This window comes from Streptomyces sp. NPDC024555, from assembly GCF_055559335.1.
This window is the reverse complement of sequence record NZ_JBVHKV010000015.1, coordinates 138,400-152,359: the sequence shown is the minus strand read 5'-3', so window position 1 is coordinate 152,359 and position 13,960 is coordinate 138,400. Positions and strand designations below refer to the sequence as shown.

The window sequence follows — 13,960 nt, the reverse complement described above, 5'->3', positions numbered from 1 at the left end:
CGATCACTCCTCCGCCAGCAGCCGGGCGGTGGGGTGCCGCCGCTGGATCAGTACGGGGACGAGGGCCGCGGCGGCGGAGAGCAGGGTGCCCGCGGCGACCACGGCGCAGGCCGCGGGCACGAGGTCCGTCCAGCCGCCGGGGGAGAGCCGGAGCGCCGCCGCCCCGCCGAGCAGCGCCCCGCCGAGCGAGCCCAGCAGCCCGATGAGCGCGCCCTCCAGCAGCACCAGCCGGGTGACGACCGCGTCGCCCCAGCCGACCGCCCGCAGCAGGGCGAACTCGGCGGCCCGCTCCTGGACGCCCAGATACATCACGTCGCCCACGGCCACGACGGACAGCACCGCCATCGTCACCACCGCGGCCACATCCGTGGCACGGACCTGGACGGAGACGGTCTCGCCGAGCAGCGAACCGGCGAGCGTCCCCTTGAAGGCGTAGGCCGCCGCCAGCAGGACCAGCGCCGCCGCCGACGCCGTCGCCACGGCGGCGGCGCCCAGCAGGCTCCGCCCCCTGGCCCGGACCGCGCCCGCGAGGGCCAGCCCGGTCACCCCGGCGAACATCCGGGCCCGGCCGCCGGTGGAGAGCGCCGGGCGCAGCGCGGTGGCGGGCGGCACCCGGGAGGCCAGCCAGGCCGGGACCGCGCCCGCGGCGGCCGCGACGGCCAGCGCCACGGGCACGGCGGCCAGCAGATGCCCGGCCGGGGCGTCCACCCCGAGGGCGCGCGAGGCCGCCCAGGCCACGCCCGCCCCGAGCACCCCGGCCACGGTGCCGAGCAGCAGCACTTCGCCCAGGACCAGGCCGAAGAGATGGCGCCGCCGCCATCCCACCGCGGCGAGCAGGCCCAGTTCGGACCGGCGGGCCCGGACGGAGGAGGCCGCCGCGTTCCCGACGAAGAGCACACAGACCACCAGCACCAGCGCGAGCAGGACCAGGGACTTCGTGTCGGAGGCCCGGATGATCCGCTCGGCCACGTTCTTCCTGCTCCACCACTCGGTGAGCGCCAGCGCGGGCCGGCCGTTCGTCCCGGCGGGCAGTGCGACGGTGAGCGGGGCCGGGGACGAGCCGAGCGTGATGTCCACCCGCAGTCCGGGGATCCGGCCGAGGGACTCGGCGGCCTGCCGCACGCGTTCCCGGGAGACCGCGTCCGCGCCGGTCACCCCGGCCACCTTGACCCGGATCGCCGAGACCGGTGCGGCGGCCTGTTCCGACGTCAGATAGCCGTGGTCGCCGAGCCAGCGCGCCGCCACCGTCGAGGTCAGCAGCAGCGGCGGCTGCTGGATGTACGAGGTGGGGGACGAGGCGGGGCGCAGGGCCCGGCCGCCGAGCAGCTTCCTGGACCGGGCGTCGGCGCCGGTGAGCGCGGGCTGCCCGTAGGTGCCGAGCGGCAGCCGGCTCCCGGCGTCGAACTCCGGCAGCCGTCTTGGATCGAACGTCCCGACCACCTCCGGCAGCGCCGAGGGGCGTTCGAACTGTTCGCCCTGCGGCACCAGCGAGCGGAACCAGACGTCCTGCCCGTCCAGCGGCAGCAGGGTGGCCGCCTTGTCGGGCCGGGGCACGGTCCGGGGCCGTACGGTGCCGTCCGGACCGGAGTCGTAGGAGACGGGGCCGGTGGCCAGGAGCGAGCCGAGACCGACGGCGACCCGCTCGCCGGACCGTTGCTCGGGCTGCCGGGACGCGGCGTCGAACCGCTGGTCCAGCAGGGGGCGCTTCGCGCCCTCGCGGGTGAGGGTGACCTCCACCGTCAGATCGCCGGCGGCGCGGGAGGACCGCAGGACGGGCAGCACCGCCCCGGGCGCCCCGTCCGCCCCGGCGGGCACGGTCCGGGGCGCGGCGGAGGTCAGATAGCGGCCCTCGGTCACCGCCCCGGCCAGCCCGAAGAGCCTGGACTCGGCCTCCGGGTCGATGCCCGCGACGAGAGAGGTGACCGGGAAGGCGAAGACGACCCGGGTGCGGGGGCCGGAGCCGCCGGACGCGGCCCGCTCGCCCCGTGCGGTCACCCCGGACCAGGACAGACAGGTCACGGCGGCGCTGAGTCCGGTGGACTGCTCCTCGGCGCGGAGCCCTCCCTTGCACACCTCGCGGCGCTTCCCGGAGGGCAGCACCTCGAAGTAGCGGTCCGTCAGGTACTGGGCCTTGCCGTCCGCCTCCTGCCGGGACACCGGCGTGCCGGGCGCGGTCTCCAGCGGGTACGGCGTGATGAACACGGTGTGCGGCCGCTGCGGGAGGGCGGACAGACCTCCGTCGTAGTGCCAGGTCCGGCCGAGCTCGAAGACACCGCGGGTGCCCCGGGGCACCAGACCGGCCAGGTCGACGGAGACCGCGCCCGGTTCGGTGGCGTAGCCGAGCACCTCCAGCGGGGCGGCGACCTCGACGCCCGGCACCCGGCGCACGGCGGCGAGCTGGGCGAGCGTGATGCCGCCGTAGACGTCGGAGAGCGAGTTGGGACGGATGAGGCCCTGTGCGTTCTCCAGCTCCTGGGCCGCGCCGGGCGGGCGGACCAGCAGGTCGTACGCGCCCCGGCTCTTGGCCACGGTGCCGGTGACGGTGAGCCGGGCGGACCGCGTGGTGGCGGACAGCACGGCGAAGGAGGAGACGGCCACCAGGATCCCGACGAGGAGCGCCAGCGAGCGCGCCCAGTGGCTCAGCAGGCGGTGCCGGATCAGCCGGAGCACAGGCCCTCCTCGTCGGGATCCATGGGGACGGGGCGCGGCGGATCAGCGGTCGGCCGCGCCGGTCAGCCGGCGTACGTCAGCAGGAGATGCCGCAGTACTTCCAGGCGCCGCAGTACGGGGCGGTGCAGGAGCTGCCGTTGGCCATGTAGCAGCACCGCGCGAACTGCCGGATGCCCTGCTCGCACTTGTACTGCTTGTACGAGGAACAGCCGGTGCCGCAGGTGACGCAGGCGGCCTGCGCCTCGGCTTCGGGCGCCAGCTTGCTGAGCAGGGTGTCGCCGAGTGCCGTAAGGAACTTCACGGGATTCGCCTCTTCTCGTCGGTGCGCCTCGGTCGGAGAACTGCGGCCCGGCACGGTGGTTCGGGCCGCGGCGGTTCCGTGCCGGGCCCAGGGGCGCGCACGGGTCGCCGCGATGCGCCGGGAGCCGCAGGAGATGACTCCTGTCCGCGGGGCATTGGCATAGACCAATGGAGTAGACCATCCGTCCGGAGGGGCTGCAACCCCTGGTGTCCCATGTGACGCAGGGCACATTGTGGGAGTGCTGCGAGGCAAGTGGCGTGTGATGCCTGTGTGTTGATGCACCGTCCGTCACATCCCGGTTCCGTGCGGGGCGAGTTCGGGTGGCGCGGGTGCGCGGATTCCGCCGCCGTGCGGTCGGATCCGGATATGACGCGATCTCAGAAGGGCGTCTACAGAACATCATGCGATGGACTTGGCATGGACACTACCGAAGTGGGCTTCGCTGCTGCTACCACTGGGTAGGCAGAGATCCTGCTGGTCGGTCCCAGGGAGGTTCCCCCCGTGAAATTGTCCAGACTCGTGGCCTTCTCGTCCTCACTGTTCCTCGGTGCCGTCATCGCGCTCACCGGGGCCGCCACCGCCAACGCGGCGGCCACCGTGCAGGGCGTCGACTACGTCGCCCTGGGCGACTCCTACTCCTCGGGGGTCGGCTCCGGCAGCTACACCAGCGAGAGCGGCAGCTGCAAGCGCAGCACCAAGGCCTACCCCCAGCTCTGGGCGAACGCCCACGCGCCGTCCTCCTTCGCGTTCACCGCCTGCTCCGGGGCGATCACCAGCGATGTGACCGCCAAGCAGCTCGGCCCGCTCACCTCCTCGACCGACCTCGTCTCGATCTCCATCGGCGGCAACGACGCGGGCTTCGCCGACGTCATGACGACCTGTGTCCTCCAGTCGGAGTCCACCTGTCTCAACCGGATCGCCACCGCCCGCGGTTTCGTGGACTCCACGCTGCCCGGCCGGCTGAACACGGTGTACTCGGCGATCCGCGCCAAGGCCCCGAACGCGCACGTCGTCGTCCTCGGCTACCCCCGCTTCTACAAGATCGGCGGCAGCTGCGTCGTCGGTCTGAGTGACAAGGTGCGCTCCGCGATCAACGGCGCCGCCGACTACCTCAACGCCGCCACCGCCAAGCGCGCCGCCGACCACGGCTTCTCCTTCGGCGATGTGACCTCGGCGTTCACCGGGCACGAGATCTGCTCCGGTGACGCCTGGCTGCACAGCCTCAACTGGCTCAACATCGGTGAGTCCTACCACCCCTTCGCCTCCGGTCAGTCCGGCGGCTACCTGCCCGTGCTGAACGCGCTGGACTGATCCGGCGGGGGCCGGCGGACCGCCCTCCTCCGTCCGTCGCCGGGCGGCTGTACGGACGGTCCGTCAACCTCCGTATCCGGGTACGCAATCCTTCGCCCGGGATACACGGGTGTCGGCGCGGGACGATAGGGTTAACCTGCCCGGACCGGGTGCCCTCGTACGGGTGGGGAGTGACATGGAACAGATAACGGTGCGGAGCAGGCCACGGGTGCCTGCGATCACATGCGGGAGCGGTGCGACCAGTTCGCGCCTGGACCGTCATCTCGCGGTGCTGGGCGGCCCCGTCGTCCCGCAGCGCGAGTCCGCGGAGGCGACCTTGCTCATGCGTGAGCTGACCTCGCGCGACGCCGCGCACAGCCGTCGGAGCAGGAGCGCGCGCGTCTCGCTCTTCGCGCCGCTGCGGCGACTGCGCCGCTCGCTCTTCGGCAGCCGCCGCTGACCCGACGCCACCGGTCCCGGCATCGCGCCGCTGTCCGCTCTTCCGTCATCCCCGGAGCGGGCAGTGGCGCGCAGCCATGTCCGGGTGCGCGCGACGGGAGGGGTACTGAAATAATTCGGTGCCGAAGTACTTCTACACTGTGCGCATGTCCGAGAAGCGAGCCGCGCGCCTGAGCCCCGACGAACGAAGGGCGCAGCTGGTGGCGATTGGCGTGGACATGCTTGCGGAATGCTCGCTGGACGAGCTGTCCACGGACGAGGTGGCCCGCCGCGCCGGCATATCGCGCGGGCTGCTCTTCCACTACTTCGACTCCAAGCGGGACTTCTACCGCGCCGTCGTGCGGCGCGAGTGCGACGACTTCGCCGCGGCCACGGAGCCCGATCCCGCGCTCGAACCGGTCGCCTGGCTGCGCGCCTTCATCGCCGGCTTCGCCGCGTACGTCACGGAGCACCGCCGGGTCTACCTCACCCTGGTGCGCGGTGCCGCCGGCAGCCTCCCGGCCGTCGAGGACATCGTGGAGTCCACGCGTACGGTACTGGCCCGGCGGGTGGAGGAGGGGCAGCGGCGGCTCGGCATGCCGGACTCGCCGCGACTGCCCGTCGCCAGCCGGGCCTGGCTGGCCTTCGCCGAGGAGGCCGTCACCACCTGGCCGTCCGGTGGACCGGCCGGTCTCGGGGAACTGGGCGCCTTCCTGGAGTCCGGCTTCGTCTCCCTGCTCGGCGCCCTGGACCGCCCGGTCGCCCTGCGGGGCTGAGCCCCGGCGGACGGCTGCCGCCGGGGACGGGGGTACGGGGGCGGGCCACGCGTCGCCGCGCGCGTGCCGGCGCACCGCGAGGGGCACCGCGACCGCGAGCAGGACGGCCGACCGGGGCAGCGTCCCCGCCACCGGGTGCGCGACCGGCCAGGCGGCTCCGGCGGCCGGTGCCGCGTTGCCGCACAGCGCGCGGACGGCCGCGGCGGCCGCGCTGACCGGGTTCCACTCCGCGAGGGTGCGCAGCCGGTCCGGCAGGTTCCCGGTCGGGATGCAGGCGTGGGAGAGCAGCGGCAGGACGAACGTGGCGCTCTGAGGAGTTCCCCGACGCCCGCAGGGCCTCCGGCCGGGCCCGCCGTCCCTCCGGTCACAGCAGCGCGAACTGCCCGTCCGGGCCCTCCTCGCGGTGGTCGAGGACCGACGCGGGCCGCCGGGCGGCCGCCGGCACCGGCAGGACGCCCGCCGCGCGCAGCTCCCGCACCCCGATCTCCGGCCCCTCGGCCAGCGCCTCCTGCCGGGGGCGCAGTTCGGCGAGCAGCGCGAGCAGCGTGATCAGCTCCAGCAGCTCCGAGGTCCACTCCTGCGGCCAGCCGCGGGGCCGCACGGCGGCCAGCCCCGTCGCCGTCTCCGGCGCCGCCCGGCGGCCGAACCACAGCTCCAGCATCCGCACCCCGCCCACCCGGAACTCCCAGGCACCGGCGGGCACCGGGGCGATCCGGCCGGTGCCCACGGAGAGGGTCTGCTCCTCGGCGTCGTACACGAGACCGTCCGGGACCGGCGGCAGCGCCGCCCGGACGTAGGGACGCCAGCCGCCCGGCAGCCGGGGCCGCTCCCCGCCGCGCGCCCCGCGCAACTGGAGCCGGCGCAGCTCACGCCCCAGCTCCACCCCCGCCCACCAGCGCTCCGTGTCCTTCGGCAGCGGTACGGCGCAGCCGCCCGGCGAGGGGCGGGCGGCCGCGAGGATCCAGGCCTGGACGGACTCGGCGGTGACCGCGTCCCCGTGGTGGCCGCGCACCACGGCGAGCAGGCCCGGGGCGAGATTGGGTTCGGTGCCGCCGGGGCGGCGGTACAGCGGGCGGATCCGGCCGGGGCGGCCCGCCGGTGAGTGGCCGTCGGGCAGCAGGGCGGTCACGGAGACCGCGGGACCGGTGTCCTGGGGGACCCGGCCGTGCTCGACGAGGAACAGCTGATGGCCGTCGGCGACCCGCCACAGCTCGGGCCGCGCCTCGTCGATCAGCCGGTGGTCGGGGAGCAGCCACTGTTCGTCGAACGGGCCGTGCAGGATGCGGACCGGATCGGGGCAGGGCCCCGGCTCTCGGGCGAACGGGCCGGTCCCGGCGGACCGGCCGGGCAGCGCGGCCACCGGCATCCGCGGCGTCCGCGCGCGGGTGGGGGCGAACAGCTCCTCCCGCTCGGACTCCGGCGCGGTCACCAGCCGCTCCCAGCGGGCCCGGAGCGACGCCGCGTCCGGGGCGGTCACCCAGGACCGTCCGGTCCGCAGCGGGCGTACGGACCAGGGCATCAGATCGTCGAGCAGCGGGGCGTGCGGGACCCGGCCGGGACCGGCCGCTGCCGGAACTGCCACCGTGTCGCCTCCCCGTCGCCCCGAGCGTGCCGCCTTCCCCGGCATCGTAACGGCGCGGCCGGGGCCCGCGGCAGGGCGCCCGGGGCCGGCCCCGGCCCTCGGCCGGGGTCAGTGCGCGTCGACCGTCACGGAGAAGGAGAAGCGGTCGCCCCGGTAGCGGATCTGCGCCACGTCGACCACCCGGCCGCCCTCGTCGTACGTCACGCCCGTGTAGTACAGGATCGGGCTGAGCAGCGGGACCCGGAGCAGATCGGCGGTGACGGGGTCGGCGAGCCGGGCCTCGACCGTGTCGGTGATCCGGGCGATGGGCACGCCGACGCGGTCGCGCAGCACCTTCGTCATCGGCCAGCGGTCGAGGTCGGCGGGGTCGAGCCCGGCCGCGGTCCCGGGCGGGAGCCAGTTCTGCGCCCAGTTGGTGGGCTCGCCGGTCTCCTCGTCGCACCGCAGCCTGCGGTAGCCGACGACCTCCTGGCAGCCGGGGAAGTACTCCGCCAGCTCGCCCGGGACGGGGGAGGGGCCGTGGTCGAGCAGGGTGGTGCGCTCGCCCGACTGCTGGGCCACGATCGCGTCGATCGAGCCCAGCAGCCGGACCGGCGAGACCCGCCGGGCGCGCGGCTCGATGAAGGTGCCGCGCCGCCGGTGACGGCTGATCAGCCCCTCCGCCTCCAGCTCCTTGAGCGCCTGGCGCATGGTCAGGACGCTGACCCCGTAGTGCGCGGCCAGTTGCTCCTCGGTCGGCAGCCGCAGCGTGGCGTCCGCGGTGCGGCCGAGTATCGAGGCGCGCAGCGACTGCGAGACCTGGTACCAGAGCGGCAGCTTGCGGTTCAGCACCAGCGAATCGGGGGCGAACGCGGCCCCCTGGGGCGCGGGGGGTGTGAGAGGGGGCTGCGTCACCTGGGTCACCTGCGATTCGTCGTCGTGCCGGACGGGCCCGGAGCGGTCCGGGCGCCGCCGGCGCCGGTCAGGGGCGGAAGTTGCGGCTCAGACCCTGCCACACGTCGTCGTACCCCTGCTGAAGATGGCCGGCCGTCGCCGCGCGTTCCGTCGTGACGATCGGCCAGCGGGTCTCGAACATGAAGGCCAGGCCGTCGTCGATCTTCTGCGGCTTCAGCTCGGCCGCGCTCGCCCTCTCGAAGGTCTCCCGGTCCGGGCCGTGCGCCGACATCATGGAGTGCAGCGAGCCGCCGCCGGGGACGAAGCCGCCGCTCTTCGCGTCGTACGCGCCCTCGATCAGGCCCATGTACTCGCTCATGACGTTGCGGTGGAAGTACGGCGGGCGGAAGGTGTCCTCGCCCACCAGCCAGCGCGGCGCGAACACCACGAAGTCGACGCCGGCCAGCCCCGGGGTGTCCGAGGGGGAGGTCAGCACCGTGAAGATCGACGGGTCCGGGTGGTCGTAGCTGATCGACCCGATGACATTGAAGCGGCGCAGGTCGTAGACGTACGGGGTGTGGTTGCCGTGCCAGGCGACGACGTCCAGCGGGGAGTGGTCGTACGTCGCCGACCAGAGGTTGCCGCAGTACTTGTTGATCACCTCGACCGGACGCTCCACGTCCTCGTACGCGGCGACCGGGGCGCGGAAGTCGCGGGCGTTGGCCAGGCCGTTGGCGCCGATCGGGCCGAGGTCGGGCAGGACGAAGGGGCTGCCGTAGTTCTCGCAGACATAGCCGCGCGCGGTGGCGTCCAGCAGCTCGACGCGGAAGCGGACCCCGCGCGGGATCAGCGCGACCTCGCCCGGACCGGCGCTCAGCAGGCCCAGCTCGGTGCGGATCAGCAGACCGCCCTGCTCGGGGACGATCAGCAGCTCGCCGTCGCTGTCGCCGAAGACGCGGTCGGTCATGGAGGTGTCCGCCGCGTACAGGTGCACGGCCATGCCGGAGCGCTGGGCGGCGTCGCCGTTGCCCCCGAGCGTCCACAGGCCGGAGACGAAGTCCGTGCCGGGCGCGGGCTGCGGGAGCGGGTCCCAGCGCAGCCGGTTGGGGTCGGGGACGGTCTCGGTGAACGGGGCGGTGCGCAGCGCGCCGTTGTCGGTCCGGGTGTACGGCGGGTGGGCCGCCGAGGGGCGGATCCGGTAGAGCCAGGAGCGGCGGTTGCGGGCCCGGGGCTCGGTGAACGCCGATCCGCTCAGCTGCTCCGCGTAGAGCCCGAGGGGGGCGCGCTGCGGGGCGTTGCGGCCGTGCGGCAGGGCCCCCGGGACCGCCTCCGAGCTGTGCTCGTTGCCGAAGCCGGAGGAGTAGGCGAGCCCTTCCGCCGCTTTCCTGGCCTGCTCGTTGCCGCCCATGTGCGCTCCCGTGTCCGAGGAATCCATCAATCCTATGGTCAACCGTAGGAATGGATTCTCCGCGCGTCAATGTCATTCGTGGTGCACAGGGGGGTCTCAAAACATGAACATTGCTCTACTCTCCCGCACATGTCGTGGACACGAAGACTTCTGGTGGTCCTGGCGGCGCTCGCCGCCGCCCTCCTCGCGGCCCCGGCCGCCCAGGCGCACGAGGAACGGCCGGTCACCCTGCCCGACGGGACCGGCAGCGTCCCCGTGTACCGCACCGGCGAGCCCGATCTCCTCGTCTGCAAGACCGACCGGGCCGACTTCGAACGCCGGATCTCCGGCTTCCCCGCCGGACTGCGCACCCGGAACCTGACGCTCTTCGACCGGTGCGTGACCTCCGGCTACCGCCACCTCCAGCAGGCCGTCGACGCCGTCGACCGGCCCGGCATGAACATCGCGGTGCTGCCCGGTCTCTACGAGGAGGAGCCCTCGCTGCCGGAGCCCACCGGGGAGTGCTCCCGGCTGAAGGCCCCCAACTCGCAGCTCGGCTACCAGATCCTGAGCTACGCCCAGCAGGCGAAGTGCCCGCACAACCAGAACCTGGTGGCGATCCTCGGCAAGAAGGACCTCCAGATCGAGGGCACCGGCGCCGAGCGCACCGACGTCGTCATCGACGCCAAGTACCGCAAGCTCAACGCGATCCGCTCGGACAAGTCCGACGGCGTCTACTTCAAGAACTTCACCGCCCAGCGCACCACGTTCAACTCGCTGTACGTGCTGGCCCAGGACGGCTTCGTCATCGACGACGTGCTGACCCGCTGGAACGACGAGTACGGCTTCCTCACCTTCGCCAGCGACCACGGCCTCTACAAGAACTGCGAGTCGTACGGCAACGGCGACTCCGGCATCTACCCGGGCAGCGCGTCGAACATCAACGACGGCTACGGCTACGACGTCCCGCGCTACTCGATCGAGATCACCGGCTGCCGCAGCCACCACAGCATGGTCGGCTACTCCGGCACCGCCGGGGACTCGGTCTACGTCCACGACAACGAGTTCGACCACAACATGGGCGGCGCCTCGATGGACAGCGCCTTCCCCGGCCACCCGGGCCTGCCGCAGAACCACGCCCGCTTCGAGCGCAACCTCATCCACGACAACAACGCCGACTACTACCCGTACGTCGCCGACGGCACCTGCGCCAAGCCGCCCGTCGAACGCGGTTACGAGGACGGCGTCGTCTGTCCGCAGATCTCCATGCCGCCCGGCACCGGCATCATCACCGCGGGCGGCAACTGGAACCTCTACGAGGACAACTGGATCTACGGCCAGAAGCGCGCCGCCTTCTTCCTGAGCGCCGTCCCCGCCTTCATCCGCGGCGAGAACGCCCTCGGCAAGCAGACCGACACCTCGCACCACAACCGCTACGCCGACAACCACCTGGGCACGGACAAGCAGGGCCGCTCCCGTCCCAACGGCTCGGACGTCTGGTGGGACGGCCAGGGCGACGGCAACTGCTGGCAGTCCGGCACCGGCGACTCCACCCCGCGCTCGCTGCCCGTCTGCGGCAGCTCCCGCGGCTCCGTCAGCGGCTCCACCGACCGGCTGGTGGGCGAGCCCGTCAAACTGGCCCAGCTGCTGGTCTGCGCCGACTACAACGTGCAGGCGCGACGGCTGCCGGCCGGCTGCGACTGGTACGGGGCGCGCGGCATCGAACGCATCGAGGTGCAGGCGGCCCTGGGCATCGCCGTGGTGCTGGTGCTCGTCGGCGGGGTGCTGTGGTGGCGCCGGATGCGCACCAGCCGGCTCGCCGCCGCCGCGAGCCTCCTGGGCCTCGTCGGCCTCGGACTGGACGTGGCCGGATCGACCATGGGGCTCGCCGCCACCTATGTGCCCGCCCTCGCCCTGCTGCTGACCGGGCTCTGGTGGACCGGCATCGGCCTGGTGCTGCGCCGCGACCGGCCCTGGCTGGGCTGGACCACCGTGGTGCTGGGTGGCCTCACGCTGCTGGACGCCCTGGACAAGGGCGTGTTCATGATCCCGTGGATCCCGCTCAGCCCGGCCTGGGTGCGCGGACTCCTCGGACTCGTCTGGGTCGTCTGGGCCGTGATCGCCGCCGCCCGCCACGGGGAGCAGGGCGCCCGGGAGAGCGCTGGGGACGACGGGAACGGGGACGGCCACGGGGACGGCAACGGCGACGGGAACGGGGGCCGCGACGGGGACGGCGGTGGGGAAGAGGTTGACGGCGCTCTCGTCCCGGCCACCGCGTCCGGCGCTGCGGAGTCGGGTGCCACGGAGCCGCGTGCTACGGAGCCGGGCGGCACGGAGTCGGGCGGCACCGCCTCGGCCGGCACCGCCTCGGCCGGCACCGCGTCGGGCGGCACCGCGTCGGGCTCCGACGCCCCGCCGTCGACGCCCGGCCCGTCCGCCCCGCCCTCGACGCCCGCCCCGCCCCCGTCCACCCCGTCCACCCCCTCCTCCGCACCCGAAGGGGACCCTTCGTGAACCGCCGGCCGGCCCGCGCCGCCCTCGCCCTGGTCACCGCCGCCGTCCTCGCCCTCGGAGCGGGGGCGTGCGGTGGCCGGGCCACCACCCACCACAAGCCCGGCACCAGCCACGCGGAGGACACCGGCAGCAACGGCCGGCTGCTGACCGCCGAGGACGGCGACGGCCACCGGCTGCGCCGGGTCGACGCCGACGGCGCGCCCGAGGTGGGCGTCACCGTACGGCCCGACTCGGAGGACGGCTGGAACGTCCGTCTCACGGTGCGCAACTTCCGCTTCACCCCCGACAGCGTCGGCGGCGCCGCACTCGCCGGACGCGGCCACGCCCGGCTCTTCCTCGACGGCCACCCGCTCGCCCGGGTCTACGGCCTCTGGTACCACCTCCCGAAGTCGCTCGTCCGCGCCGCGGGCGGCGGCACCCGGCTCATCGCGGGGCTGTACGCCGACGACCACACCGCCTGGGCCGTCGGCTCCACCCCGGTCCGGGTCTCCGCGAGCCTCGCCGAGGCCGCCCCGGGCGCGGACGCCTCCTCCGGTGCCCCCGACGACGGCGCACCCGACGACACGGTCACCGTCGACGTCGCCGTGCGCGACGGCAAGGTCAGCCCCGCCCCCGGCCGCACGGAGGTCGAGAAGGGCCGCACCGTGCGCCTGCGCGTCCGCAGCGACCGGGACGACACCCTGCACGTCCACGGCTACGACAAGGAGGCGCGCCTGCCCGCGGGGCGGACCGTCACGGTCACCTTCACCGCCGACCGCACCGGACTCTTCGAGGTCGAGACCCATGAGTCCGATCTGCTGCTGACCCAGCTCGTCGTCCGGTGACGGGCACCCCCGCGCCCGGTGCCGTGAGCGTCCTCGCCCACGGCATCGGCGCCCAGCACGATCTGCCGCTCTCGCCCTTCTACGCCTTCGCCGGCGCCTTCACCGCACTTTTTGTCTCCTTCCTCGCCCTCGGGCTGCTCTGGTCCGACTCCCGCTTCCGCGGCGACCGGGCCGGCCGGCCGCTGCCCGACGCCGTCCGGCGCGCCGCCGACGCCCCCGCCACCCGGACCGCCCTGCGCGCCCTCGGCCTGGCGGCGGCCCTCGCCGTCCTGCTCTGTCTGCTGCTCGGACCCGACGACCCGGACCGCAATCCGGCCCCCGGCGCCGTCTACGTACTCCTCTGGGTCGGGCTCGTCCCCGCCTCCCTGTTGTGCGGACCCGTCTGGGCGCTGCTCAACCCGCTGCGCACCCTGCACCTCGCCCTCTGCCGCGTCCTCGGGCGCGACCCCGCGGCCGGCCCGCCGCCGCCCCCGTGGCTGGGCATGTGGCCCGCGGCGGCCGGGCTGTTCGCCTTCACCTGGCTCGAACTCGTCGCCCCCGACCCCGCGTCCGCGACCGCGCTGCTCTCCTTCCTCGCCGCCTACACCGTTCTCCACCTCGCCGGTGCCGTCCGGTACGGCGCCCGCTGGTTCGACCACGCCGACGCCTTCGAGGTCTACTCACGCCTCCTCGGCCGGCTCTCCCCCCTCGGCCGCCGGGCCGACCGGAGCCTCGTCGTCCGCTCCCCGTTCAACGGACTCGACGCCACCCCCCGCCTCCCCGGACTCGTCGCCACCGTCTGCGTCATGCTCGGCTCCACCGCCTACGACGGCTTCTCCGACGCCCCCTCCTGGATCACCACCGTCCAGACCTCGGCACTCGGCCGGACCACCACCGCCACCCTCGGACTCCTCGCCGCCGTCGTCCTCGTCGCCGCGCTCTACACCCTGTGCGCCGGGGCCACCCGGCTGATCTCCGGCCGCTTCGACCACCCCCTCACGGCCTTCGCGCACTCCCTGGTCCCGATCTCCCTCGGCTATCTGATCGCCCACTACTTCACACTCTTCGTCACCGAATCCCCACGCACCGTCATGATGGCACTCGGCACTGACAACCCCGCCCCGCCCGAACCGCCCCTCGGGCCGGGCGGCATCGCCACCCTCCAGGTCCTCGCGATCGTCACCGGCCATGTCCTCGGTGTCGTCGCCGCCCACGACCGGTCCGTGCGGCTCTTCCCGCCCGGACGCGCCGTCGCGGGCCAACTCCCGCTCCTGGTCCTGATGGTGGCGTACACCTGCGGCGGCCTCGCCCTGCTCATCGCCTGAG

The 13,960-nt window shown here is 73.9% G+C and carries 11 protein-coding genes and 1 pseudogene; 6 read left to right on the top strand and 6 right to left on the bottom strand.

Annotation, left to right across the window (positions count from 1 at the left end; translation table 11 throughout):
• Nucleotides 1–3: 3 nt before the first annotated feature.
• Nucleotides 4–2,670 (bottom strand): FtsX-like permease family protein, encoded by a 2,667-nt coding sequence (locus ACZ4FH_RS25850; RefSeq protein ID WP_467307733.1) that lies wholly within the window; start codon nucleotides 2,668–2,670, stop codon nucleotides 4–6.
• Between the two features lie 76 nt (nucleotides 2,671–2,746).
• Nucleotides 2,747–2,971: a hypothetical protein gene (locus tag ACZ4FH_RS25845; protein WP_383649940.1), complete on the bottom strand. Its 225-nt coding sequence runs from the start codon at nucleotides 2,969–2,971 to the stop codon at nucleotides 2,747–2,749.
• Between the two features lie 519 nt (nucleotides 2,972–3,490).
• On the opposite strand from ACZ4FH_RS25845, the gene ACZ4FH_RS25840 reads away from it, so the two are divergent.
• The 3 genes from ACZ4FH_RS25840 to ACZ4FH_RS25830 all read left to right on the top strand — a co-directional run bounded on the left by ACZ4FH_RS25840 (nucleotide 3,491) and on the right by ACZ4FH_RS25830 (nucleotide 5,475).
• Nucleotides 3,491–4,282 carry an SGNH/GDSL hydrolase family protein gene (locus tag ACZ4FH_RS25840; protein WP_383650142.1) on the top strand — a complete coding sequence of 264 codons (792 nt, stop codon included), beginning with the start codon at nucleotides 3,491–3,493 and terminating at the stop codon, nucleotides 4,280–4,282.
• A gap of 175 nt (nucleotides 4,283–4,457) precedes the next feature.
• On the top strand, nucleotides 4,458–4,721 hold the full coding sequence (locus tag ACZ4FH_RS25835) for a hypothetical protein (protein WP_467307731.1): 264 nt from the start codon (nucleotides 4,458–4,460) through the stop codon (nucleotides 4,719–4,721).
• A gap of 145 nt (nucleotides 4,722–4,866) precedes the next feature.
• The gene (locus tag ACZ4FH_RS25830) at nucleotides 4,867–5,475 is read left to right on the top strand and encodes a TetR/AcrR family transcriptional regulator (RefSeq protein ID WP_467307730.1); all 609 of its coding nucleotides are present in this window, start codon (nucleotides 4,867–4,869) and stop codon (nucleotides 5,473–5,475) included.
• A gap of 54 nt (nucleotides 5,476–5,529) precedes the next feature.
• On the opposite strand, the pseudogene ACZ4FH_RS25825 reads toward ACZ4FH_RS25830, so the two are convergent.
• The 4 genes and pseudogenes from ACZ4FH_RS25825 to hmgA all read right to left on the bottom strand — a co-directional run.
• A pseudogene (locus ACZ4FH_RS25825) lies at nucleotides 5,530–5,781 on the bottom strand (ABC transporter permease); the annotation flags it as partial.
• Between the two features lie 58 nt (nucleotides 5,782–5,839).
• Nucleotides 5,840–7,102 carry a type ISP restriction/modification enzyme gene (locus tag ACZ4FH_RS25820; RefSeq protein WP_467307728.1) on the bottom strand — a complete coding sequence of 421 codons (1,263 nt, stop codon included), beginning with the start codon at nucleotides 7,100–7,102 and terminating at the stop codon, nucleotides 5,840–5,842.
• Nucleotides 7,103–7,165: 63 nt separating this feature from the next.
• Nucleotides 7,166–7,951: a GntR family transcriptional regulator gene (locus ACZ4FH_RS25815; RefSeq protein WP_467307727.1), complete on the bottom strand. Its 786-nt coding sequence runs from the start codon at nucleotides 7,949–7,951 to the stop codon at nucleotides 7,166–7,168.
• A gap of 67 nt (nucleotides 7,952–8,018) precedes the next feature.
• Entirely contained in the window at nucleotides 8,019–9,338 is a 1,320-nt protein-coding gene (hmgA, locus tag ACZ4FH_RS25810; RefSeq protein ID WP_467307820.1) for a homogentisate 1,2-dioxygenase, read from the bottom strand.
• A 129-nt stretch (nucleotides 9,339–9,467) separates the two neighbouring features.
• On the opposite strand from hmgA, the gene ACZ4FH_RS25805 reads away from it, so the two are divergent.
• Genes ACZ4FH_RS25805 through ACZ4FH_RS25795 form a run of 3 tightly spaced genes read left to right on the top strand, consistent with a single transcriptional unit; the run spans nucleotide 9,468 to nucleotide 13,959 of the window.
• On the top strand, nucleotides 9,468–11,831 hold the full coding sequence (locus ACZ4FH_RS25805) for a right-handed parallel beta-helix repeat-containing protein (protein WP_467307726.1): 2,364 nt from the start codon (nucleotides 9,468–9,470) through the stop codon (nucleotides 11,829–11,831).
• Nucleotides 11,828–12,655: a cupredoxin domain-containing protein gene (locus ACZ4FH_RS25800; RefSeq protein ID WP_467307725.1), complete on the top strand. Its 828-nt coding sequence runs from the start codon at nucleotides 11,828–11,830 to the stop codon at nucleotides 12,653–12,655. The genes ACZ4FH_RS25805 and ACZ4FH_RS25800 overlap by 4 nt, the downstream gene beginning before the upstream one ends.
• Nucleotides 12,652–13,959, top strand: a complete 1,308-nt coding sequence (locus ACZ4FH_RS25795) for a hypothetical protein (protein ID WP_467307723.1) — start codon at nucleotides 12,652–12,654, stop codon at nucleotides 13,957–13,959. Before ACZ4FH_RS25800 ends, ACZ4FH_RS25795 begins: the two co-directional genes overlap by 4 nt.
• The last annotated feature ends 1 nt before the right edge of the window (nucleotide 13,960 follow it).

Bases quoted from the DNA above. Each gene is read 5' to 3' on its own strand.
- ACZ4FH_RS25805 (WP_467307726.1), top strand. From the start codon at position 9,468: ATGTCGTGGACACGAAGACTTCTGGTGGTCCTGGCGGCGCTCGCCGCC.
- ACZ4FH_RS25835 (WP_467307731.1), top strand. From the start codon at position 4,458: ATGGAACAGATAACGGTGCGGAGCAGGCCACGGGTGCCTGCGATCACA.
- ACZ4FH_RS25830 (WP_467307730.1), top strand. From the start codon at position 4,867: ATGTCCGAGAAGCGAGCCGCGCGCCTGAGCCCCGACGAACGAAGGGCG.
- hmgA (WP_467307820.1), bottom strand. From the start codon at position 9,338: ATGGGCGGCAACGAGCAGGCCAGGAAAGCGGCGGAAGGGCTCGCCTAC.
- ACZ4FH_RS25820 (WP_467307728.1), bottom strand. From the start codon at position 7,102: ATGCCGGGGAAGGCGGCACGCTCGGGGCGACGGGGAGGCGACACGGTG.